General features: G+C 62.3%; 16 protein-coding genes. 2 read left to right on the plus strand and 14 right to left on the minus strand.

The features are described 5' to 3' along the window. Positions 1-72: 72 nt before the first annotated feature. Positions 73-1,011: a DMT family transporter gene (locus IFT59_RS10855; protein ID WP_092662503.1), complete on the minus strand. Its 939-nt coding sequence runs from the start codon at positions 1,009-1,011 to the stop codon at positions 73-75. 326 nt (positions 1,012-1,337) lie between these two features. Here IFT59_RS10855 and pepN point away from each other — a divergent pair, with 326 nt between their 5' ends. Together pepN and IFT59_RS10865 are read left to right on the plus strand one after the other, a co-directional pair. Beyond that, positions 1,338-3,986 carry an aminopeptidase N gene (gene pepN / locus IFT59_RS10860; protein ID WP_192086815.1) on the plus strand — a complete coding sequence of 883 codons (2,649 nt, stop codon included), beginning with the start codon at positions 1,338-1,340 and terminating at the stop codon, positions 3,984-3,986. A 283-nt stretch (positions 3,987-4,269) separates the two neighbouring features. Further along, on the plus strand, positions 4,270-6,624 hold the full coding sequence (locus IFT59_RS10865) for a PAS domain-containing sensor histidine kinase (protein ID WP_249407524.1): 2,355 nt from the start codon (positions 4,270-4,272) through the stop codon (positions 6,622-6,624). A gap of 18 nt (positions 6,625-6,642) precedes the next feature. Here the strand turns inward: IFT59_RS10865 and IFT59_RS10870 are convergent, their stop codons facing one another. The 13 genes from IFT59_RS10870 to IFT59_RS10930 all read right to left on the minus strand — a co-directional run bounded on the left by IFT59_RS10870 (position 6,643) and on the right by IFT59_RS10930 (position 21,714). Next, complete coding sequence (locus IFT59_RS10870) at positions 6,643-9,603, minus strand: bifunctional [glutamine synthetase] adenylyltransferase/[glutamine synthetase]-adenylyl-L-tyrosine phosphorylase (RefSeq protein ID WP_192086816.1); 2,961 nt, start codon at positions 9,601-9,603, stop codon at positions 6,643-6,645. A gap of 25 nt (positions 9,604-9,628) precedes the next feature. Then, positions 9,629-11,020: a sensor histidine kinase gene (locus IFT59_RS10875; protein WP_192087143.1), complete on the minus strand. Its 1,392-nt coding sequence runs from the start codon at positions 11,018-11,020 to the stop codon at positions 9,629-9,631. A gap of 39 nt (positions 11,021-11,059) precedes the next feature. After that, positions 11,060-11,818: a response regulator transcription factor gene (locus IFT59_RS10880; RefSeq protein ID WP_274598264.1), complete on the minus strand. Its 759-nt coding sequence runs from the start codon at positions 11,816-11,818 to the stop codon at positions 11,060-11,062. A 100-nt stretch (positions 11,819-11,918) separates the two neighbouring features. Continuing rightward, entirely contained in the window at positions 11,919-13,523 is a 1,605-nt protein-coding gene (locus tag IFT59_RS10885; RefSeq protein WP_192086817.1) for a Do family serine endopeptidase, read from the minus strand. 158 nt (positions 13,524-13,681) lie between these two features. Beyond that, entirely contained in the window at positions 13,682-14,161 is a 480-nt protein-coding gene (locus IFT59_RS10890) for a cytochrome c-type biogenesis protein (RefSeq protein ID WP_192087144.1), read from the minus strand. Between the two features lie 137 nt (positions 14,162-14,298). After that, positions 14,299-16,293, minus strand: a complete 1,995-nt coding sequence (locus IFT59_RS10895) for a heme lyase CcmF/NrfE family subunit (protein ID WP_192086818.1) — start codon at positions 16,291-16,293, stop codon at positions 14,299-14,301. Beyond that, positions 16,290-16,841, minus strand: coding sequence for a cytochrome c maturation protein CcmE (ccmE, locus tag IFT59_RS10900; RefSeq protein WP_192086819.1), 552 nt, complete (start codon positions 16,839-16,841; stop codon positions 16,290-16,292). Before ccmE ends, IFT59_RS10895 begins: the two co-directional genes overlap by 4 nt. Then, entirely contained in the window at positions 16,838-18,019 is a 1,182-nt protein-coding gene (gene ccmI / locus IFT59_RS10905) for a c-type cytochrome biogenesis protein CcmI (RefSeq protein ID WP_192086820.1), read from the minus strand. Before ccmI ends, ccmE begins: the two co-directional genes overlap by 4 nt. Before the next feature lie 178 nt (positions 18,020-18,197). Next, positions 18,198-18,593: a hypothetical protein gene (locus tag IFT59_RS10910; RefSeq protein ID WP_430256330.1), complete on the minus strand. Its 396-nt coding sequence runs from the start codon at positions 18,591-18,593 to the stop codon at positions 18,198-18,200. A 317-nt stretch (positions 18,594-18,910) separates the two neighbouring features. Next, positions 18,911-20,335 (minus strand): sensor histidine kinase, encoded by a 1,425-nt coding sequence (locus IFT59_RS10915; protein ID WP_062453437.1) that lies wholly within the window; start codon positions 20,333-20,335, stop codon positions 18,911-18,913. Further along, positions 20,325-20,996: a response regulator transcription factor gene (locus tag IFT59_RS10920; protein ID WP_062453438.1), complete on the minus strand. Its 672-nt coding sequence runs from the start codon at positions 20,994-20,996 to the stop codon at positions 20,325-20,327. The genes IFT59_RS10915 and IFT59_RS10920 overlap by 11 nt, the downstream gene beginning before the upstream one ends. A gap of 72 nt (positions 20,997-21,068) precedes the next feature. Beyond that, positions 21,069-21,332: a hypothetical protein gene (locus tag IFT59_RS10925; protein WP_062579714.1), complete on the minus strand. Its 264-nt coding sequence runs from the start codon at positions 21,330-21,332 to the stop codon at positions 21,069-21,071. Between the two features lie 160 nt (positions 21,333-21,492). Beyond that, positions 21,493-21,714: a hypothetical protein gene (locus IFT59_RS10930; protein WP_062453440.1), complete on the minus strand. Its 222-nt coding sequence runs from the start codon at positions 21,712-21,714 to the stop codon at positions 21,493-21,495. Between the last annotated feature and the right edge of the window lie 44 nt (positions 21,715-21,758).

Below are 21,758 nucleotides of genomic sequence, written 5' to 3' on the forward strand. Positions count from 1 at the left end.
GTTGGATTGAACTGTCGAGGGCTGCGTCACGCGGCCCTTTTGCATTTGGGGCCATGTTCCTGCAGCACGGATTCAGTTGGCGGTGCTTGACGCCCGGCGTGCCGCCTTGCGCTCGAGACCCAACCGATGCTCGCGGTAGATGATGAAGATACCGGCCGAAACCGTAATCGCGGTACCGATCAGCGTCGTTGCCGTCGGCACGTCCGCAAACAGCAGATATGACACGGCAATGCCCAGAATGATCGACGTATAGTCGAAGGGTGCGACTGTCGAGACATCGGCAAATCGATAGCTTTCGGTCAGGAAGATCTGCGCTACGCCACCGCACAGCCCGGCCGCGATCAGAAGCAGAAAACTGCTCCAGGGCAGCGACACCCAGCCGAACGGCAGGCTGGCCAGCGACAGAAGCGCGCCGGTCAGCGAAAAATACAGCACGATCGTCGCCGTCTTTTCGGTCTGCACCAGCTGGCGCACCTGCACCATGGCAAGACCGGCCAGCACGGCGGCACAGAGAACCGCGATCGCCCCGAGCGCCTGTTCGGAGGCAAACCCGCCGTCGCGGAGCAGTGTCAGCTTTGGCCAGGAGACGACGAGAACGCCAACGATTCCGATCAACACCGCCGTCCAGCGATAGACGCGCACTGTTTCCTTGAGGATGAGCGCTGCAAACACGACGGCCATCAGCGGTCCCGCGTAGCCGATGGCGATCGCTTCTGGCAGCGGCAGGTGGATCAGGCCGTAAAAGCCGAAGGCCATCGACATGATGCCCAGCACACCGCGCTTGAAATGTCCAAAAATGCTCGACGTGTGGAATGCCGGCCATAACTGTCCGAGAACCGACAGGTAGAGCACGATCGGCACGATCCCGAAGGCCGAGCGGTAAAAGGTAATCTGCCCTGCAGGGATCCCCGTTCCGGCGGACTTGATGCAGACCTGCATGGCCACGAAGATGACGACGGAGATGACCTTGAAAAGAATGCCCCGCAAGGGGTTCTGCGCGTCGGCCACCATCATGCACTCTGCAAAAATCACGGTGACGGGACCGTAATCGCAGCACCGTCAAAGAAAAGGATTCGAATACAAATCACAATAACCATATTTCCCGGGGCCGCGACAGGAAATTGACAAAGCACAATCACGAAGCATGATGGCAAGTCAGCTTCCGCGAGGCTGCTCAAGACTGGAACAAAATCGCGTTATCTTAAAGGTGGCTTCAACAATCGTTTAGTATTGCGTGCAATGATCCGCGGCGGCGATGGGGATTGTCGAAAGCTCAATGCGCGCAACCGCGCAGATCCTCGACGCGTTCAATTTGAAGAGCCGGTTCAGGAAAAGTCATGCGAACAGATACGGGCCAGATCGTACATCTGGCAGATTACCGCCCCACTGATTTCGTTCTGGAACGTGTCGACCTCACCTTCGAGCTCGACCCGACGAACACGAAAGTGGATGCCCGGCTGATCTTCCATCGCCGCGAAGGCGTGGATCCGTCCGCTCCTCTGGTGCTCGATGGCGACGAGCTTGCTCTTTCCGGCCTGCTGTTTGACCAAAAGGACGTGCCGGCCAGTCAGTACGATGCCACGCCGGAAAGCCTCATCATCCGTGATCTGCCGGCCGAGGCGCCGTTTGAGATCACCATCGCGACCCATATCAATCCGGAAGCCAATACGCAGCTGATGGGGCTTTACCGCACCAACGGCATCTATTGCACGCAGTGCGAGGCCGAAGGCTTCCGCCGGATCACATACTTCCCTGACCGTCCCGACGTTCTGGCGCCCTACACGATCACCATCATCGGTGACAAGGCCGCCAACCCGGTCATGCTGTCGAACGGCAATTTCCTGGGCGGTGCCGGATATGACGAAGGCCGCGCCTTTGCCGCCTGGTTCGATCCGCATCCGAAGCCATCCTACCTGTTTGCTCTCGTCGCCGGCGATCTTGCGGTCGTCGAAGACACGTTCGTGACGATGTCCGAGCGTGAAGTCACGCTGAAGATCTATGTCGAGCACGGCAACGAGTCGCGCACCGCCTATGCCATGGACGCTCTGAAGCGTTCGATGAAGTGGGACGAGGAGCGGTTCGGCCGCGAATACGATCTCGACATCTTCATGATCGTCGCCGTTTCCGACTTCAACATGGGCGCCATGGAGAACAAGGGGCTCAACGTCTTCAACGACAAGTACGTGCTGGCCGATCCAGAGACTGCAACGGATCAGGACTACGCCAATATCGAGGCGATCATCGCCCACGAATACTTCCACAACTGGACCGGCAACCGCATCACCTGCCGCGACTGGTTCCAGCTGTGCCTGAAGGAAGGCCTCACGGTCTATCGCGACCACGAATTCTCGGCCGACCAGCGCTCGCGTCCGGTCAAGCGCATCGCCGAAGTGCGCCATCTCCGCTCGGACCAGTTCCCGGAGGATGGCGGCCCGCTCGCCCACCCGGTGCGCCCGACGACCTATCGCGAGATCAACAATTTCTACACGACGACGGTCTACCAGAAGGGGTCCGAAGTCACCGGCATGATCGCCACGCTGCTCGGCAAGGACGATTTCAAGGCCGGCATGGATCTCTATTTCGAACGGCATGACGGCCAGGCCGTCACCGTCGAGGACTATGTGAAATGCTTCGAGGATGTGAGCGGGCGCGATCTCGCCCAGTTCTCGCTCTGGTATTCGCAGGCCGGCACGCCGCTCGTCAACGTCTCGACCGAATACGACCAGGCCTCCGCCACGTTCAAGCTGTCGCTCGAACAGATGGTGCCGGCAACGCCCGGCCAGCCCGACAAGCAGCCGATGCACATTCCGCTGTCCTTCGCGCTGATCCTCGACAATGGCACCATTGCCGATGCAACATCCGTCAAGGGCGGCGAAGTCACCGGTGACGTGCTGCATCTGACCGATCGCCGCCAGACCTTCACCTTCACCGGCATCGCGTCGCGGCCGGTCCTGTCGCTCAACCGTTCGTTCTCGGCGCCGGTCAACATCGCCTTTACCCAGACGCCGGCCGATCTTGCGCATATCGCGCGTCATGATACGGATCTGTTTTCACGCTGGCAGGCCCTGACGGATCTCGCCATCCCCAACCTCACCAAGGCTGCCCGCGATGCGCGGGAAGGTCATGAGGTCACCTGCGACCCGGCGCTGATTGCGGCACTTCTGGAAGCGGCCGGTGACGACACGCTGGAGCCGGCCTTCCGCGCGCAGGTTCTGGCACTTCCGAGCGAAGCCGACATCGGTCGCGAGCTTGGTGGCAACAACGATCCGGAAGCCATTCACACGGGCCGCAATGCGGTCTTGAAGCTCATCGCAGATGCTGGTGAAGACCTGTTCAAGCGTCTGTTCAGTGACATGAAGGCAGATAGTGCCTATTCCCCGGATGCCGAAAGCGCCGGCAAGCGGGCTCTCAAGGCTGCGGCACTGACCTACCTCGCCTATGCCGAGAACAGCCCGCAGCGCCCGGCCGAAGCCTTCGGTGCAGCCGACAACATGACGGAACTGTCGCAGGCGCTCACCCTGCTTGCCCATCGCTTCCCGGAAGCGTCGGAAACAACAGGTGCGCTCGCAAGCTTCCTGACACGGTTCGGCGAAAACCCGCTCGTCATCGACAAGTGGTTCTCGCTGCAGGCGACCATGCCCGGCGAAGATGCACTGGCGCGTGTCAAAGCGTTGATCGACCATCCGCGCTACAATGCCGGCAATCCGAACCGTGTTCGCGCACTGGTCGGCATGTATGCCTTCTCGAACCCGACCGGCTTCAACCGTCGCGACGGCGAAGGCTACCGGTTCCTGGCCGGACAGATCCTCGAGATCGATCCGAAGAACCCGCAACTTGCCGCCCGCATCCTCACCTCGATGCGCTCATGGCGCTCGCTGGAGCCGACCCGCGCCGACCAGGCCCGCGACGCTTTGATGACGATTGAACGCAGCCCGTCCCTTTCGACTGACGTGCGCGACATTGTTGAGCGTATGCTGAAGGGCTGAGACAATCTTCGTCCAAAATGACATCCGCGTCGGCTGCCTGCCGACGCGGATATTTTTTGCGCCGATTTCGCACATTTTGGTACATCTTGCTTGACGGGGCTTGATAACTCGCATCCTGAAAAGCGTTACCCAGACACCTGATTTGCGGTTCCTCTCAGGCGTAAATGCGTCGACTATCATATGGTTAACGAAATATTACCAACCCTCTGGACACAGAGAATCACTCTGTGATTCATTAGGTCAGATTCGAGCGGCGGCGCATCGAATCACGACGAGGGATCGGATGACGATGATATCGGGCGTGCAGCGGGAAACCGAGGCCGGGGGATGGTTGCGCTTCAAGTTTCCAGGCTTCAGCAGCCTTGGACGGACGGCTCCGGAGGAAGCTCAGCTTTCCGTCCGGCCGATCGCACAGCAGACGCCGCGCGTCGAGCTGGTGCTGAAGCGTTCCATTCCAATCCTGATCCTTATCTTTCTTGCCGTCGTTGCCGCATCGCGCATTATGGGGATCGTGGGCGAGCATGGCCGGATGGAAGATGCCGCGCGCCAGTCCGCGTCGCTGATGTCCGCGACCGCATCCGCCGCTTTCTCCGGACAGGAATCGCTGTTTGCTGCAGCCGACCGCCAGACTGCCCAAGCGCGTCTCTCGACATTCCTCGGCCAGGACAAGCTGGAGCGCGGCGCTGTCGTGCTCTTTACCGATACGACCGGCCGGATCTTCGGCGGCATCGGCGATACCGGCAGCTATCTCGGCAAGCGTCTTTCCTCGGTTCTTCCCGAAACCGCAGCCATGCGCCGCGTCGGCGGGTCGGGCACGGTCATCGAGACCTTTTTCGGTGATGTCCCCTACTATGCGTCGATCAAGCCAATCGGCAACGACGGTGCGCTGATCGTAGCGGCCCATTCGCTGGAGACGACGAACGATTTCGTACGTGGCGAAGTCTCGCTCAGCGTCACGATATTTGCCGGCATTTCGGCCATCCTGCTCGTCATCCTCTATGCCTATTACGCTCAGGTGAAGCGCGCCCGCGATGCCGACGAGACGTTCGTGCAATCGAACCTGCGCATCGAGACGGCGCTGTCGCGCGGTCGCTGCGGCCTGTGGGATTTCGACGTTACTAACCGGCGCCTGTTCTGGTCGGGCTCGATGTACGAGATGCTCGGCTTCCCCCCGGTCGGCAACGTCGTGTCCTTTACCGATGCGGCGCGGATGATGCACCCGACCGATGGCAACCTCTACGCACTCGCCCGCGCCATCAGCCGCGGCAATGCCAAGCAGGTGGACCAGGTCTTCCGCATGCGCCACGCCGCCGGCCACTATGTGTGGATGCGCGCCCGCGCCCAGGTCGTGCGGATGGCAAACGGTCGCACCCATGTGATCGGCATCGCCATGGATGTGACCGAGCAGCACCGGCTTGCCGAACGCTATGCAGAAGCCGACCAGCGCCTTGCAGACGCCATCGAGTGCACGTCGGAAGCCTTCGTTCTCTGGGACAAGAACGACCGCCTGGTAATGTGCAATACCCATTTCCAGCAGGCCCACGGTCTTCCGGACTCAGTCCTCGTCCCTGGCACCGAACGCAGCACCGTGCTTGGCGCCTCTGCCCGTCCGGTGATCGAACGCCGCGTCGCCGATCCCGATCGCAGCGGCCTGTCGCGCACCACCGAAGTGCAGCTTGCCGATGAACGCTGGTTGCAGATCAACGAACGCCGCACCCGCGATGGCGGCACGGTTTCCGTCGGCACCGACATTACCCTGCTCAAGCGTCACCAGGAACGTCTGCGCGATTCCGAGCGCCGCCTGATGGCGACGATCGGCGATCTCTCCGCCTCGCAGAAGAAGCTCGAGCGCCAGAAGGAAGAGCTTTCGACCGCCAATGCCAATTACCAGGCGGAAAAGGAACGCGCCGAGGCCGCCAACAAGGCGAAGTCGGAATTCCTCGCCAACATGTCCCACGAACTCAGAACGCCGCTCAACGCCATCCTCGGCTTTTCCGAGATCCTCGTGAACGGCATGTTCGGCCCGCTCGGATCCGCCAAATACAGCGAATACTCCCGCGATATCCACGACAGCGGCAAGCATCTCCTCAACGTCATCAACGATATCCTCGACATGTCGAAGATCGAGGCCGGTCACATGCTGATCCAGTCGGAGCCCGTCAACCTGACGCCGCTGATCGAGGAAAGCCTGAGGCTGACGGCGGTGGTCGCGCAGGAAAAGCAGATCGCCATCCGCCAGTGCCTGTCGCCTTCCCTCGACATGATCGGCGATCGCCGGGCGCTGAAACAGGTGATGCTGAACCTCCTCTCCAACGCCGTGAAATTCACTGACGAAGGCGGCCGCATCGAACTGCGCGCAAAGCCGATCAGCGGCGGCATCGTGCTTACGATCGCCGACACCGGCATCGGCATCCCCAAGGCATCGCTGTCGAAGATCGGCCAGCCCTTCGAACAGGTGCAGAGCCAGTATGCCAAGAGCAAAGGCGGCTCCGGCCTCGGCCTCGCCATCTCCCGCTCGCTGATCACCCTGCACGGCGGCACGATGCGGATCCGGTCCGTCATGGGCAAGGGAACCGTGGTTTCGATCCACATCCCCCAGAGCGACATGGTCCAGTTTGCGGCAAAGAAGGTAGCTTGAGAGCTCTTAAGCCTTCGCTCAGACCCTCACCACTTTCTCGAAAACCTTCCGCACCGCCTTGGATAACCGCTTTACCTCGCCCTCGAGCGTCGCCAGGTCCGGACAGTCTCCAGCCCGGCAGATGCGCTCCACGAGACCGGATGGCGCATCCTTCGGCTCGAACGGGCCGTCCACGCAGAGCCTGATGATCTGCGACAATTCGCTGAACAACAGAAGCGCCTCAAGGCAGGTATCGAGATCGCCGGGCGTAATCAGGTCGTGGCCTAACAGCTCGAGCAACTCGCCGGTCGTCGAGCCGTAGGTGTGGACGGCGATGTCCTTCACGGGTGCGACAAGCCGCAGGTACTGGGCCAGAAACTCGATATCGATCAATCCACCCGGGATCAGCTTCAAGTCCCAGCTATCGCGCGGCGGCTTTTCCTTGCCGATCAGGACCCGCATCTCTGAGACGTCCTTGGCGATCTGGCCGACATCACGGCTTGCCGACAGAACGTCGTCGATCACGTCCCTCACCTCGTCCTGAAGGCTTGTGTCACCGCAGACAAGCCGCGCCCGCGTCAGCGCCATATGCTCCCAGGTCCAGGCTTCCTCGCGCTGGTATTTGCCAAAGGCACCAATGCGGGTGGCGACCGGTCCCTTGTTGCCGGAGGGACGCAACCGCAGATCCACCTCGAAGATGACACCTTCCGCCATCGGCGCCGAAAGCGCTGCGACCAGCCGCTGGGTTAGGCGCGTGAAATAGCGTTGCGCATCAAGCGGCCGCGGGCCATCGCTTTCCGCGACCGCGCTGTCATAGTCGTAGAGAAGGATGAGATCGACATCAGAGCCGGCGGTCAGTTCGAATGAGCCGAGCTTGCCCATGCCGAGCACGGCCAGCCGACCGCCCGGATAGGCGCCATGCGCCGCCTTGATTTCGGCTGTCACGGCAATCAGCGCCGCCTCGATCAGGAGATCGGCGAGATGGGTAAAGGCGCGACCCGCCTCCTCTCCGGAAATCGACCCGGTCAGCAACCGGATCCCGATCAGGAACCGGTGCTCGGCGGCAAAGATCCGCAGCCGGTCCAGCCGGTCCTCGTAGTGCCGCGAGCTTGCCAGAAACGCCGTCAGCCGCGAGGCGAGAAAGTCGCGGGTGGGGATCTCCGCCATCAGCCCGGGGTCGAGCATGCCGTCGAACACATGCGGCTTGGAGGCGACGATATCGGCGAGCCGCGGCGCAGAGGCCATGATCGTCACGATCAGCGACAGAAGCAGTGGATTGTTGCCGATCAGCGAAAACAGCTGGATGCCGGCCGGCAGGCCTTTGAGAAAGCTGTCGAACCGCAGCAGGGCCTCGTCGGCGCGGCGGCTCTCGCCGATCGCCTTCAAGAGCGCCGGCATCATCTCCGTCAGCCGCTCGCGGGCTTCCGATGACTGCGTTGCCCGGTAGCGACCGGAATGCCAGGTCCGGATCACCCGGCTCATGTCGGCCGGACGCTCGAAACCGAGCCGGCCGAGCGTCTCCAACGTATCGGGATCGTCCTTCTGGCCGGTGAAGACGAGATTGCCTTCGTAGTTTCCGCCCTGCGAAGAAAGCTTTTCCTCTTGCTCGAACAACCGCGAATATCGCTTCTCGACCGTCCTTAGAATGGCTTCAAGCTTGGTCGAAAAGGCCGCAACGCTGTCGAAACCGAGCATGAAGGCAATGCGCTTCAGTTCCGCCTCGGTGGTCGGCAGCCTGTGCGTCTGCTCGTCATGCACCATCTGGATGCGGTGCTCCACATCGCGCAGAAACCAGTAGGCATCGGTCAGCGCGGCTGCGATTTCAGGCCTGATCCATTTCGCCTCGGCCAGCGCCTTCAGCGCCGCTTCGGTCTCCCTCGTGCGCAAGGCCGGCATACGGCCGCCGGCGATCAGTTGCTGGGTCTGCGCAAAGAACTCGATCTCGCGGATGCCGCCGCGGCCGAGCTTGATGTCATGACCTTTGACGGCAATCGCACCGTGGCCCTTGTGCACATGGATCTGCCGCTTGATCGAGTGGATATCGGCAATCGCCGCATAGTCGAGATATTTGCGAAACACGAACGGCGTCAGCAGCTTCAGAAAGCCCTCGCCCGCCGCGATATCCCCCGCCACCGGCCGCGCCTTGATGAAGGCTGCCCGTTCCCAGTTCTGCCCCCTGCCCTCGTAATAGATCAGCGCCGCATCCATCGACACGGCAAGCGGCGTCGAGCCCGGATCGGGCCTCAGCCGCAGATCAGTGCGGAACACATAGCCGTCTGCCGTGCGCTCCTGCAGAATGCGGATCAGCCGCCTCATCATCCGCCCGTAGGTCTCCGATGCGTCGAGCGGGTCGGAGAGAATGCCGGCTTCCGGATCGTAGAACACGACGATGTCGATATCGGAAGAGTAGTTCAGCTCGCGGCCACCCAGCTTGCCCATGCCGAGCACGATCAGGCCCGACCCGCGGCTCGGCTCCGTCGGGTCGACGAGCCGGAGCTTGCCGCTCTCATGCGCTGCCAGAAGCAGATGATCGATCGCCGCCGCCGTAGAAGCCTGCGCAAACTCGCTCAGCCAGCGCGTCGTATCCCGTGCCGAGAAGATGCGGGCAAGATCTGCGAGCGCCAGCAGAAACCCGAATGCCCGCTTGGCGTTGCGCAGCGCCGTCATCACCTCGTTCTCGGACGGGACCCTTGCATCCACCGGTCGCCAGGCGTCTCGCGCTGCGTCAACCAGCGCGGCCAGCGCATCCTCGACCGTCCCGTCGATCGCATCGGCCAGAAGCTTCGGCCTGATCGAGGCCACATCTCGCAGAAACGGAGACAGCGAAAAGGCTGCAACAAGGAACGCCTTGAGCGGACCATCGCCCTTGATGAGGTCGGCGACCGAAGGCTCGGCCTTGCCGATCTCCTTCAACAGCGAAAGCGCAAGCTTGGCCTCCGCCTGGTTCAGCGGCCGGATCACACCAGCCGCTACGTCGTCGAGCCGGTTTCCGGTCTCCATTCTTTTCCTCCCGCGTTCCGCCAGACTAGCCCTTCACCACCGGAAACACCATGGTCACCGTCAGGCCGGGAGCCTCAGTGCTCGCCTCGTCGGTCGCGGAGAGCTCCAGCCGTCCGCCATGCAGCCCCATCACCGCCTCGACCAGAGACAGGCCGAGACCGGTTCCGGGTTTGGAGCGACTGGCATCCAGCCGGAAGAACCGCTTCGTCACCTCTTCGCGCTTGTCCGCTGGCACGCCCGGACCGTTGTCGCACACGGAAAGCCGGATCAGCCCCGCCGTCGACGAGAGCTTCACCCGGATCTCGGGGACACCGCCGGCTTCGGCGGCATATTTGATCGCATTGTCCAGCAGATTGAAGATCGCCTGGCCGATCAGTTCGCGGTTGCCGTTCACGGAAAGGCCGGGCTCGATCTCGGTCACCAGCGCCAGTCCAACCTCGTCGGCCACCGGTTCGTAAAGCTCGGCACAGTCGGCAGAGGCGGCGGAAAGATCGACATCGGACATTTCCGCCGCCATCGAGCCTGCCTCGACACGTGAGATCATCAAAAGCGCGTTGAAGGTGCGGATCAGTTGGTCGCTTTCGCCGATGATCCCCTCCAGCGCATGACGACGCACGTCCTCGCGGTCTTCAGAAAGCGCATCGGCCGCCTTGTTGCGCAGCCGTGTCAGCGGTGTCTTCAAGTCGTGGGCGATGTTGTCTGAGACCTGCCGCAGTCCCTCGTTGAGCTTCTCGATCCGGCCAAGCATGGCGTTCAGCGATTCCGACAGCCGGTCGAACTCGTCGCCGGAGCGGCCGACGGGGAGCCGCTGCGACAGGTCGCCCGCCATGATCTTCTGGCTTGCGGCCGACATCCGGTCGATGCGTTTGAGCGCATTGCGGCCGATGCCGAACCAGATCACGAGAGCGCCGAGTCCCATGATCGCCAGCGCCACCATCAGCGCCTGGCGCACGATATAGCGGAAACGACTGGGATCGCCGAGATCGCGGCCGATCATGATCCGCAGCCCATTGTCGAAGCGCAAGACGTTGGCGATCGCAAGATGCCGCCGCGCGCCCTGGTTCTCGGAGTATGGGGTGTAGCCGAACGGCATGTCCGTCCAGCCTTCCTTGTCGAGAACGCCCGGCTGCACGGAGGCGACATTGCCGGCCAAGATATCGCCGCTCGGGCCCGCAATCACATAGAGATTGGCACCCGGCTGGCGGGCGCGACGCTCCATGATGCGCAGCAGAAGGTTAATCCCGCCGCGATCATAGGCGCGCTGAATGTCCTGGATTTCCTCCTGGATCGTCTGGCGCGTCTGCTGCACCAGCGTCTTTTCGGAAAGTGCCGTAACGTAGAACACAAGAAACGCGGCGCAGAGCGCAAACAGCAGGATGTAGAGCGCCGAAAGCCTCACCGCCGTGGAGCGGAACATCAGCCTTGCGCGGTTTACGATACGGGCAAACACGAAGGCTTACCCCTCGTCCTTGATCATGTAGCCGGCACCGCGAATGGTCTTCAGCAACGGCTTGTCGAAATCCTTCTCGATCTTCGAGCGCAGCCGCGACACATGCACGTCGATCACATTGGTCTGCGGGTCGAAGTGGTAGTCCCAGACGTTTTCGAGAAGCATCGTGCGGGTCACCACCTGTCCGGCATTCTTCATCAGGTATTCGAGAAGACGGAATTCGCGCGGCTGCAACAGGATCTCCTTGCCGGCGCGCTTCACCTCGTGCGACAGCCGGTCGAGTTCCAGATCGCCGACCCGGTAGGCCATGTCCTGTTCCGGCGTGCCCTTGCGCCGGCCGAGAACTTCGACACGCGCCAGAAGCTCGGAGAATGCATAGGGTTTTGGCAGATAGTCGTCGCCACCGGCGCGCAACCCGGTCACCCGGTCGTCCACCTGGCCGAGCGCCGAAAGGATCAGCACCGGCGCATTGACGCCGCGCTTGCGCAGTTCCGAGATCACCGACAAACCGTCGCGCCGCGGCAGCATGCGGTCGATCACCATGACGTCGTAGGAATTCTCCGTCCCCATGAACAGGCCGCTTTCGCCGTCGCTTGCATGGTCGGCCACAATGCCGGCCTCGCGAAACGCCTTCGTCATGTAGGCCGCAGCCTCGAGATCGTCTTCAATCACCAGAATCTTCATGTGCGGGACAATAGCGTCGCTTGCGATTTTTGCACCAGCGGAATCATCGGAACTGCCGGATTGTGGGATGATCGTCTGCATCTTGAAACTCCATGAACGGTGAAGGGCGCCGACCGTTGCCGGTGGCGCCCTTCATGAGGTCGTCTGGGAGGACCAACCTATTGGGAACCAGTCGCCGAGATCAGCTTTCGTCGATCGGCAGTGCCACGAAGCGGCTGGTGCCGTCGGCTTCGACCTGGAACAGCGCGCGGGTGCGGCCGTCCTTGCGAGCCTGCTCGATCACCTTGCCGATCTCGTCGGCGGTCGCGACCTTGCGGTTGTTGACCGACAGGATCTTTTCGCCGTTCTTCAGGCCGCGGGCAGCTGCTTCGCTGTCCGGATCGACTTCGGTCACGGCAAGGCCGGAACCGTCTTCGGCGGGAGCAACGGTGATGCCGAGTGCGGCAAGCGCCTTGCTGGTGGACGGAACCGGCGCATCCGGCTGCTTCGGTTCGGAAGATGCCGCCTCGTCGCTTGCCATGTTGCCGAGCGTCACGGTGACGTTCTGCGACTTGCCTTCACGCCACAGATCGATCTTCACCTTGGCATCAGGGCCGAAGCCTGCGATGCGGCGCGACAGTTCGCGGGCATCCTTGATGGCCTGGCCGTTGACGGCGGTGATGATGTCACCTTCCTTGATGCCGGCCTTCTGGCCTGGCGATCCTTCCTGCGGAGCAACGACAAGCGCGCCGGCTGCTTCCTTGAGGCCGAGCGAGTCGGCGATATCCTGCGTCACCGGCTGGATCTGCACGCCGAGCCAACCGCGGGCAACCTTGCCGTCCTTCATCAGGTCGTTGATCACGTCCTTGGCGGTGGAAGCCGGGATCGCGAAGGCGATGCCGACATTGCCGCCGGACGGCGAGAAGATCGCGGTGTTGATGCCGACAACCTGGCCGGAAAGGTCGAAGGTCGGGCCGCCGGAATTGCCGCGGTTCACGGCCGCATCCACCTGGATGTAGTCGTCGTAAGGACCGGAGCCGATGTCGCGGCCACGGGCCGAAACGATGCCGGCAGTCACGGTGCCGCCAAGGCCGAACGGGTTGCCGACAGCCACGACCCAGTCGCCGACGCGGGTCTTGGTGTCGTCGGCAAAGGACACGTAGGTGAACTTGCGGCTGGTGGCATCGACCTTCAGAAGCGCCAGATCGGTGCGGCTGTCGCGGCCGACCAGCTTGGCTTCAAGCTCGGTGCCGTCGTTGAGGACGACCGTATAGGCCTGACCATCGGATACGACATGGTTGTTGGTGACGACATAACCATCTTCGGAGATGAAGAAGCCGGAGCCCTGGGCGGTCGGACGCAGGTGATGCGGACGGTTCGCGCCCGGGCCACCACGATCGGCACGGTCACGCGGACCGGCACCGGGGCCGCCGTTCGGACCACCGGGAGCGCCCGGAGCACCGGGGCCGCCCTGACCACCGAATTCCTTGAAGAAGCGCTTCAGCGGATGATCGTCAGGCAGCTGGTCGAAACCGCGGCCACCAAAATTGAAGTTGAAGTTGTTGCCACCTTCGTCGGCAGTCTCTTGCGGCTCGTCCGACTGAACGCGAACGGACACGACGGCGGGCGATACGGCGGAGACCACATCGGCAAAGCTCGGTGCCTGGGGCGCGGTCACGCTGACAGGCGCCGCAAAGGATGCGGTCACCTGGGCCGGAATGCCGGTCGACAGCATGACGGCCGCAAGGCCTGCTACGGTGGAAGTCTTGAGAACCGTCTTCAGGGAGGGACGTTTAATGGTACGCATCTGAGCTACCTTCTTCTTCTCGTCAGTCTTGGTGTTGCCGGAGGTCCGGCGGCGGTGGTTGAGAAGAGATATAGGAGCCCGCACCTTAACTGCAGGTGTCGGTGGCATGAATTGTTGGTAATGTTCGAAATTCTTGCAGCCTTGAGAAACGGCAGACCTTACCGCTTCAACAACTCGTCGATCCGCTTCTTTTCGGCATCTGTCAGAGCCGCGATGGAGCGTGTGTTTGGCCGGGTGCGGATAAAGACGAATAGCGCGACGATCCCGATCACCAGCGCCCCGATCGGCAGCGCCCAGAGAATGATTGTCCTTGCGCTCACACGCGGATTGAGCAGCACGAACTCGCCGTAGCGGGAAACGACATAATCGATCACCTGCCCGTCCGTATCCCCATCCGTCAACCGCTCGCGCACCAGCACGCGAAGATCACGCGCCAACTCCGCATTGCTGTCGTCGATCGACTGGTTCTGACAGACCATGCAGCGCAACTGCGTCGAAATCTGCCGCGCCCGCTGTTCCAGCGCCGGATCCTTGAGGATCTCATCCGGATTGACGGCGAAGGCGGGAAGCGGTGCGAGTAGCAGGAAGAGCGCAAGCAGCACTTGCCCTGATCTGCGCCAACCCCATCCGCCCCTCATCCGGCTGCCGCCACCTTCTCCCAGCAAGCGGGGCGAACGACGCAAGCGGCGCTCTTCCAACCACAAGCGGGGCAAGTCCCCTCTCCCCGCCTGCGGGGAGAGGGCTAGGGTGAGGGGCACTCTTGCCAGAAAACGCATCATTCCGCCGGCTCCAGCCCACCCTTCGGCGTCACCACCTTCGGCCGCTTGGCCGGCGCGCCGACCCGCAACCGGCGATCGGACAGCGAAACGAACCCGCCCACCATCATGATCAGGCATCCGCCCCAGATGCACAGGATGAACGGCTTCCACCAGATCCGCACGACAATCCCGCCGCTATCCATGGGGTCGCCGAGCGACACATAGAGCTGGCTGAGACCGAAGGTGAGAATACCGGCCTCAGTCGTCGGCATGCGCCGCGCCGTGTAGAGCCGCTTCGAGGACCAGACGTCGGCGACTGCAGCCCCGCCCTTGCGGGCCGTGAAATGCCCGCGGCTTTCGGTGAAGTTCGGCCCGACGGCATCGCGGAACCCGTCGAAGGTCAGCGAATAGCCACCGGCCTCGGCCGTCTGGCCCTGCTTCATCTCAACCACCGTTTCGGTGCCGAATGTCGTCGCCGCAAAAATCCCGAGCACGGTGACGCCCATCCCGAAATGCGCGAGTGCCGTTCCGAACGCCGAACGCGGCAGGCCCCTCACGCGTCGAAGGCCTGTCGCGAAGCCGACCTTGCCGAAATTGCCGCGATACCAGAGATCGGCGATCGCGCCGAACATGCCCCAGAAACCGAGCGCCAGCCCGAAGATCGACAGGACCGGCCCTCCGCCCTGGAAATACGCGAAGGCGAGACCGGCCGCGAGCGACAGTCCGGCAAACACGTAGAGCCGCTGCAGAGCGCCCAGCAGATCTCCGCGCTTCCAGGCCAGCACCGGGCCGAACGGCACGGCGATCAGAAGCGGCAGCATCAGTAACCCGAAGGTCATGTTGAAGAAAGGTGCGCCGACGGAGATCTTTTCGCCGGTCAGCGTCTCCAGCACCAGCGGGTAGAGCGTGCCGGTCAGAACAGTGGCAGTTGCCACGGTCAGGATCAGGTTGTTCAGCACCAGCGCGCCCTCGCGCGAGATCGGCGCAAACAGTCCGCCCGCCTTCAGGCTCGGCGCCCGCCAGGCAAACAGCGAAAACGCACCACCGATAAATACCGCAAGGATGCAGAGAATGAAGATGCCGCGGGTCGGGTCGGACGCAAACGAATGCACCGAGGTCAGCACGCCCGACCGCACCAGGAAGGTTCCAAGCAGCGACAGCGAAAAGGTCATGATCGCCAGAAGCACCGTCCAGATCTTCAGCGCCTCACGCTTTTCCATCACCAGTGCCGAATGCAGCATTGCGGTGCCCGCAAGCCACGGCATGAAGGAAGCGTTCTCGACCGGATCCCAGAACCACCAGCCGCCCCAGCCGAGTTCGTAATAAGCCCAGTAGGAGCCCATCGCGATGCCGGCGGTAAGGAATGTCCAGGCCGCCAGCGTCCACGGCCGCACCCAGCGCGCCCAGGCGGCATCGATACGCCCCTCGATCAGCGCCGCGACGGCAAACGAAAAGCAGACGGAAAAGCCGACATAGCCGAGGTAGAGCAGCGGCGGATGGATGGCGAGGCCGAGATCCTGCAAAACCGGGTTGAGGTCCTGCCCTTCCGCAGGTGCGGGGTCGAGCCTCAGAAACGGGTTGGACGAGAGCAGGATGAACAGCAAGAAGGCCGAGGAGATCCAGGCCTGCACGGCCAGAACATTGGCTTTCAGCGTATCCGGCAGATTGCCGCCGAACCCTGCCACCAGCGCCGAAAACAAGGCGAGAATCAGCAGCCAGAGCAGCATCGATCCTTCGTGATTGCCCCAGACGCCGGAGAATTTGTAGAGCATCGGCATCATCGAATGGGAGTTTTCCCAGACGTTCTTGATCGAAAAATCCGACACCATGTAGGCCCAGGTCAGTGCCGCAAACGAGATGACCACCAGAGCGAACAGCGTCAGCGACCCGGTCGTTGCCAGCGCCATCATCGCGGGGTCGCGACGCCTGGCACCGATCATCGGCAGGGTGGACACAATCAGCGCGGTGGCAAGCGCCAGAACCAGCGCGTAATGGCCGATCTCGACGATCATTGTCTGGTCACTCCCTCGCCGGACGTTCCCGGCATCTGCAGCATCACCTGCGGCTTGCCGTCGATTTTGGCTTCAGGCTGAGCCGCATCCTTTTTCGGCGCCATGCCCTTGCCGGTCCCGTCTTCCCAGACACCGTCCTTCTTCAGACGGTCGGCCACTTCCTTCGGCATGTAGTTCTCGTCATGCTTGGCCAGCACGCTGTCGGCGGTAAACCGGGTGCCGCCGTCGAACACGCCTTCGGTCACCACGCCCTGCCCCTCGCGAAACAGGTCGGGCAGAATGCCGGTATAGCTGACATCGACCTTGCCATTACCATCAGTCACGGTAAAGCTCACCGTCGATCCCTGGCCGCGCTTGACCGATCCCTCTTCCACCAGCCCGCCGAGCCTAATGCGTGTTCCAGGCTTAATATCGGTCTTGGCCAGATCGCCCGGCATGAAGAAATACGCGACCGACTGCGAGAAGGCGAACATGACCAGCAGCACCGCAATCGTGACGAAGCTCATGCCGCCGAGGATCACCGCCATGCGTTTCTGCTTGCGTGTCATGGTCTTGCTCCTCCCGGCGCCGGCGATGCATCAGCATCGAGCCCGATATCCTTGCCAAGCGCCAGCAGACGCTTGCCGTCATTGCCGTCAGGCGGAAACTGCGCCAGTCCGGTCGAAAGTGCGTCGCGGGCCTTCGCCTCGTCGCCCAGCACCGCGTAGGAGCGTACCAGCCGCAGCCAGCCCTCGATATTGTCGGGCTCATCCTTGAGCTTTGCGGCGAGACTGTCGACCATGCCGGCAATCATCGCTTTGCGATCACCCTGCGACAAGTCCTGCGCTGCCGCAACATCTTCCTGTGTCGGCCCACCGAGCGAAGGGGCCGCCGGCATTGCCGCCACAGGCGTCCCGCCGTTCTTGACGATATGTTCGTTGAGCAGTCCCTTCCACGGCGCATCGGCAGGGGTTGCGCTCGCAAGCTCCTCGAAGGCCGCGCGTGCCTCGTCCTTCCTCCCGCCCTGCTCAAGCCCGAGTGCTGCATAAAAGCGCGAGCGCGGGTCAGCCGGATCGAGTTTCACCGCCTGTTCGAATGCCTGGCGCGCCGCTTCGGTGACGATCCCGTCATTGGCAACGACCAGCGTTTCGCCAAGGCCCGAATAGCGGGCGTTGCTCGGACCGATGAACCGGATCGCATTGCGATAGGCAAGTTCGGCGTCACCAGCCCGGTCCAACCGCAGATAGATCGGCGCCAGAATATCCCAGCCCGCACCATCGGTCGGATTTTCGGCCAGGTGCCGCTCCACCTTGGTGACGAGCAGCGCGATATTGTTGCCGGGGTTTTCAAGACGCGCCTGTAACGGCTGGTCCGGGATGCCGGGATTTCCGAGGCTCAAGTAAAGACAGAGCCCCAATGCCGGCGGCACGACGGTGACGAGTGCCGTGGCGATCCGGTGCTTGCCCGCACCGGTGCCGCCGTTCTTGTCCGCATCGTTTTCAGCCGCCGCGGAAATCAACCGACGCCCGACCTCGGCACGGGCGTTCTCTGCCTCTTCGCCGCTGATCAACCCGCCCTCGCGGTCCCGGTCGATTTCCCGCAGCTGATCGCGATAAACTTCGACCTCGCTCGCTCTCGTGGAATTCGATACGCCGGAAGCAGCCGCCGAAGCGCTGCGCGCAAACGGCAGGAGAAGGGCCACTGCGACGGCAGCCGTCAGCAGCGCAAGAACGATCCACAAATACATATCGCCCAATACCGCAATCGGTGACGCTTTCCAATGGCCGGCCAGTGGTCTAGCGCGCGTTGACGCGAATTTGACGGGTATTGGCGCAGCCGGCAAGCGTTCCCCTAGCAGCAAAGATGGAGACCGCTCCCGACAGCATCGGCAACGGTTTTTTATTTTCCGCGTCTGATCGGGATTGTCAGGTCAACGGCGTCCATGTGCCGCTGGCGTTGCGGCAGGCTGCCCCCCGCGACATCAGTTCCTTGCCGGCGACCGTGACGGTGTGGCGATACTGGCGGCAGTTCTGCGAACCGACCTGGAACGGCGCATTGGCAATCACCTCGCCGCTCGCATCGTCACCCTTCCACTTGATCGTCTGCCCCACAGCGCTGCCTTCAAGCGCGCGGTATTCTGCCTCAAGCGCCCGCGTCCGGTCGCTGCTGGAGAGCTCGGCGCCGGTCCGCCCGACGATCCCGCCCTGCAGCGCCGTGATATAGGCAGCCGAACTTGACGGCCGTTGCGACAGCAAGCCTTTCGGGGCACCCGCCGCGGTGGAACTGGTGTTGCACCCTGCCAGCAGGCCGGCAATCGTCATGAATGTTGCTGCAGTGAGGAGATGTGACAACCGCATCGTGTCGGGAACCGCGCTCGTTTCGTTTTCAGGATCGGAACCGGCATCATTCGGTTTCCGGCTTGGCGCCATTATGACGCTATTGGGTCGGAACTGAAATGCTGCGATTGTCGCCTCTCCTATTTGTGCGCAGTTCTTGTTGTCGCCGTGTCGTCACGGCATGATGTTGCATTGGCTGTAGACAAGATATAGCAGGCGATCCGTCCGTCCAGAACCGTCGGAAGCAAGTGCGGCGTCGTTGCCCATCGGCCACAGTTTTCTTCCCTCAACCGGCCTTGTGCTCAGCCGGCGACTTCCTTGATCATGCCCGGCAGCAGCAACTGGGTCCGAAGGCCACCGCGCACCCCGCGCGTCATCTCCAGCTCGCCCTGATATTCGCTGACGATCTCGCTTACAATCGACAGTCCCAGCCCGGCGCCCGGCTTGCTCTCGTCCAGCCGCCTGCCGCGCTTGACCGCTTCGGTGATCTGGTCGGGATTGAGACCCGGCCCGTCGTCTTCGACGGCCATCTCGATCCAGGGACGCTTGGCCGCCTCTCCTTCTGCCTTTTCCGGTGGCGCTGTTGCAAGCGCTGCCGTCACCCAGACGCCGGTGCGACAGAACCGTGCGGAGTTTTCCAACAGGTTTCCGATCGTCTCCTCGACATCCTGCTGCTCCAGCGCAAGCGCTGCGCCCGGCGGATAGACGGAAAGGTGGAATTCCTTGTCGGGGTTGAGGCGGCGCATGACCCGCACCAGCCGCTCCAGCACCGGCTCGATATCCGTGCGCGCCAGAAGCGAGTTGCGCTGTGCGGCGATCCGGGCCCGGTTCAGATAGGATTGCACCTGCGCCTGCATTGTCTCGGCCTGCGAGCGGACGAGATCGGACTGGACCTTGTCGAGCATGCGCGATTCGTTGAGCAGAACCGCGATCGGCGTCTTCAGCGAATGCGCGAGGTTGCCGACCTGCATCCGGGCCCGCTCGACGATGCGGCGGTTGCTTTCGATCAGTGCATTGATATCGTTTGCCAAGGGCATGATTTCACGCGGAAATTCTCCCTCCAGATGCTCCGCCTCACTGCGCCTCACCCGCTCCAGCGAGCGGCGCGCCGCATCAAGCGGCTGCAATCCGTAGAGGATGGCGAGGCCGTTGACGATCAGGCTGCCGATCCCGAACACGCCGAGCGCGATATAGAGGCTGCGCGAAAAGCTGCGGATATCGTCTTCCACGGCATCGAGATTGCCCGAGACGCGAAACCGCGCCGCGCGTCCCTCGCCGTCCAGAACCACCTCGGTTTCCGCCACAAGAACATGGTTCCCGAAGGCGTCGCGGGTCGGATAGAAGCGTTCGTAGCGATTGTTGAACGGCGCCTGCAGGATCGACGGCACTGTGATGTTGGAGGTCCCGAGCGACGAGGACGAGATCGCCGTCGCGGCAAACGTGCCGAGCGGTTCGATGATCCAGTACCATCCGGTCTCCGGCTGCGAGAAACGCAGGTCGCCCAGTTGGGGGTTGCCGATCAGCTTGTTGTCTTCGCCGATCGTCACGGAATTGATGACGTTATAGAGCTGCGCGCGCAAAAGGTCGGTAAACGAGCGTTCGGCGGACTGGCGGTAGAGCTGCGAAATGACGATCGAGATCACCACCAGCGCCACGGCAGACCACGTGGTCGCGAGAAGCAGAACGCGAGCGGTGAGCGATCGGGGCCCTATCCGCTTAATGCGCATCGTTGGGCGCTTGCATGCGGTAGCCGAGGCCCCGCACGGTTTCGATCAGGTCGACGCCAATCTTCTTGCGCAGGCGCCCGACAAACACTTCGATCGTATTGGAGTCGCGGTCGAAATCCTGGTCGTACATGTGCTCGACAAGCTCGGTGCGCGAAACGACCTGGCCCATGTGATGCATCAGATAGGAGAGAAGCCGGAACTCGTGCGAGGTCAGCTTCAGCTGGATACCATCGACGCTTGCCTTCGATGCCTTGGTATCGAGACGAACCGGACCGCAGATGATCTCGGACGACGAATGCCCCGCAGCACGCCGGATAAGCGCACGCACGCGCGCAAGCACTTCTTCCACATGGAAGGGTTTGGCAACGTAGTCGTCGGCGCCGGCATCGATACCCGACACCTTGTCGCTCCACCGGTCACGCGCCGTCAGCATCAGCACCGGCATGCCCTTGCCCGCCTCACGCCACTTCTCGACAACGGTGATGCCGTCCATCTGCGGCAGTCCGATATCGAGGATAACAGCGTCGTAGGGCTCGGTCTCGCCGAGATAGTGCCCTTCTTCGCCGTCGAAGGCCTGATCGACCACATAGCCGGATTCCTTCAACGCGTCGGAAAGCTGGCGGTTGAGGTTGACGTCGTCTTCGACCACGAGAATACGCATGAAACTGTCCTGAAAATCACTGCGGGCCCCGCCGCGGTATGAAGCTTACAAGCCGGTTTACAGGCAACCGGCCTACATGGGAACCCGGACCGTCACCTTGCGCGGACGTTCGCCATTGCCCTGCACCAGGACGGTGACGATGCAGGTCTGTCCGTCCGAGGATGGCTGGGCGGACAAAAGCTGACCTCCCGTGTCGCGCAAGACCTTGTTCGCCGCCGTGCCGCAGTCGCCTGCAACCAGGATCAGATAGTCGCGCGCCGGCGCGTTTGCCGGCACAAAGGCCGCCAATCCCGCTATTGTCGCGGCGATGATCGCAATGATCGGCAGTCGCGCCATGGCTTTCGGTTTCCACTCATAAGACGACAGGTGTCACGCCCCGGGATCACGGTCTTGAATCACGTCCCCGAAATCATGTCCAAAGCATTCGATGGAGTATGTATCCAATACCAACTGAATGGCAAATGAATGGTCTGTAATGCTGACCCTCGTGGCGCCGTCATCCCTTGCCCGTCGGATGGATCGGCGCGCTCGCGACGATCCGCCCGTAGAGCGCCAGCAACCCGCCGAAAGCACCGGCAAAGGTGACCAGAATGTCGGCAAGCTCCCCTTGCGCATCAGCGTTAATCTCCACTCCCGCCACATGCGCAAGCGGGGCGGCAACGGCAATCAGCGCGCCCCAGATCGTCTTCGATTGATACCAGGCTTTTGTCCCGTCCATAGCTGTCTCCCATCACGATATTGTCAGAAATCGGCACGCAAAAA

It is taken from the genome of Rhizobium sp. CFBP 8752 (assembly GCF_014842035.1).
In the GTDB taxonomy this organism is placed as follows: domain Bacteria; phylum Pseudomonadota; class Alphaproteobacteria; order Rhizobiales; family Rhizobiaceae; genus Neorhizobium; species Neorhizobium soli.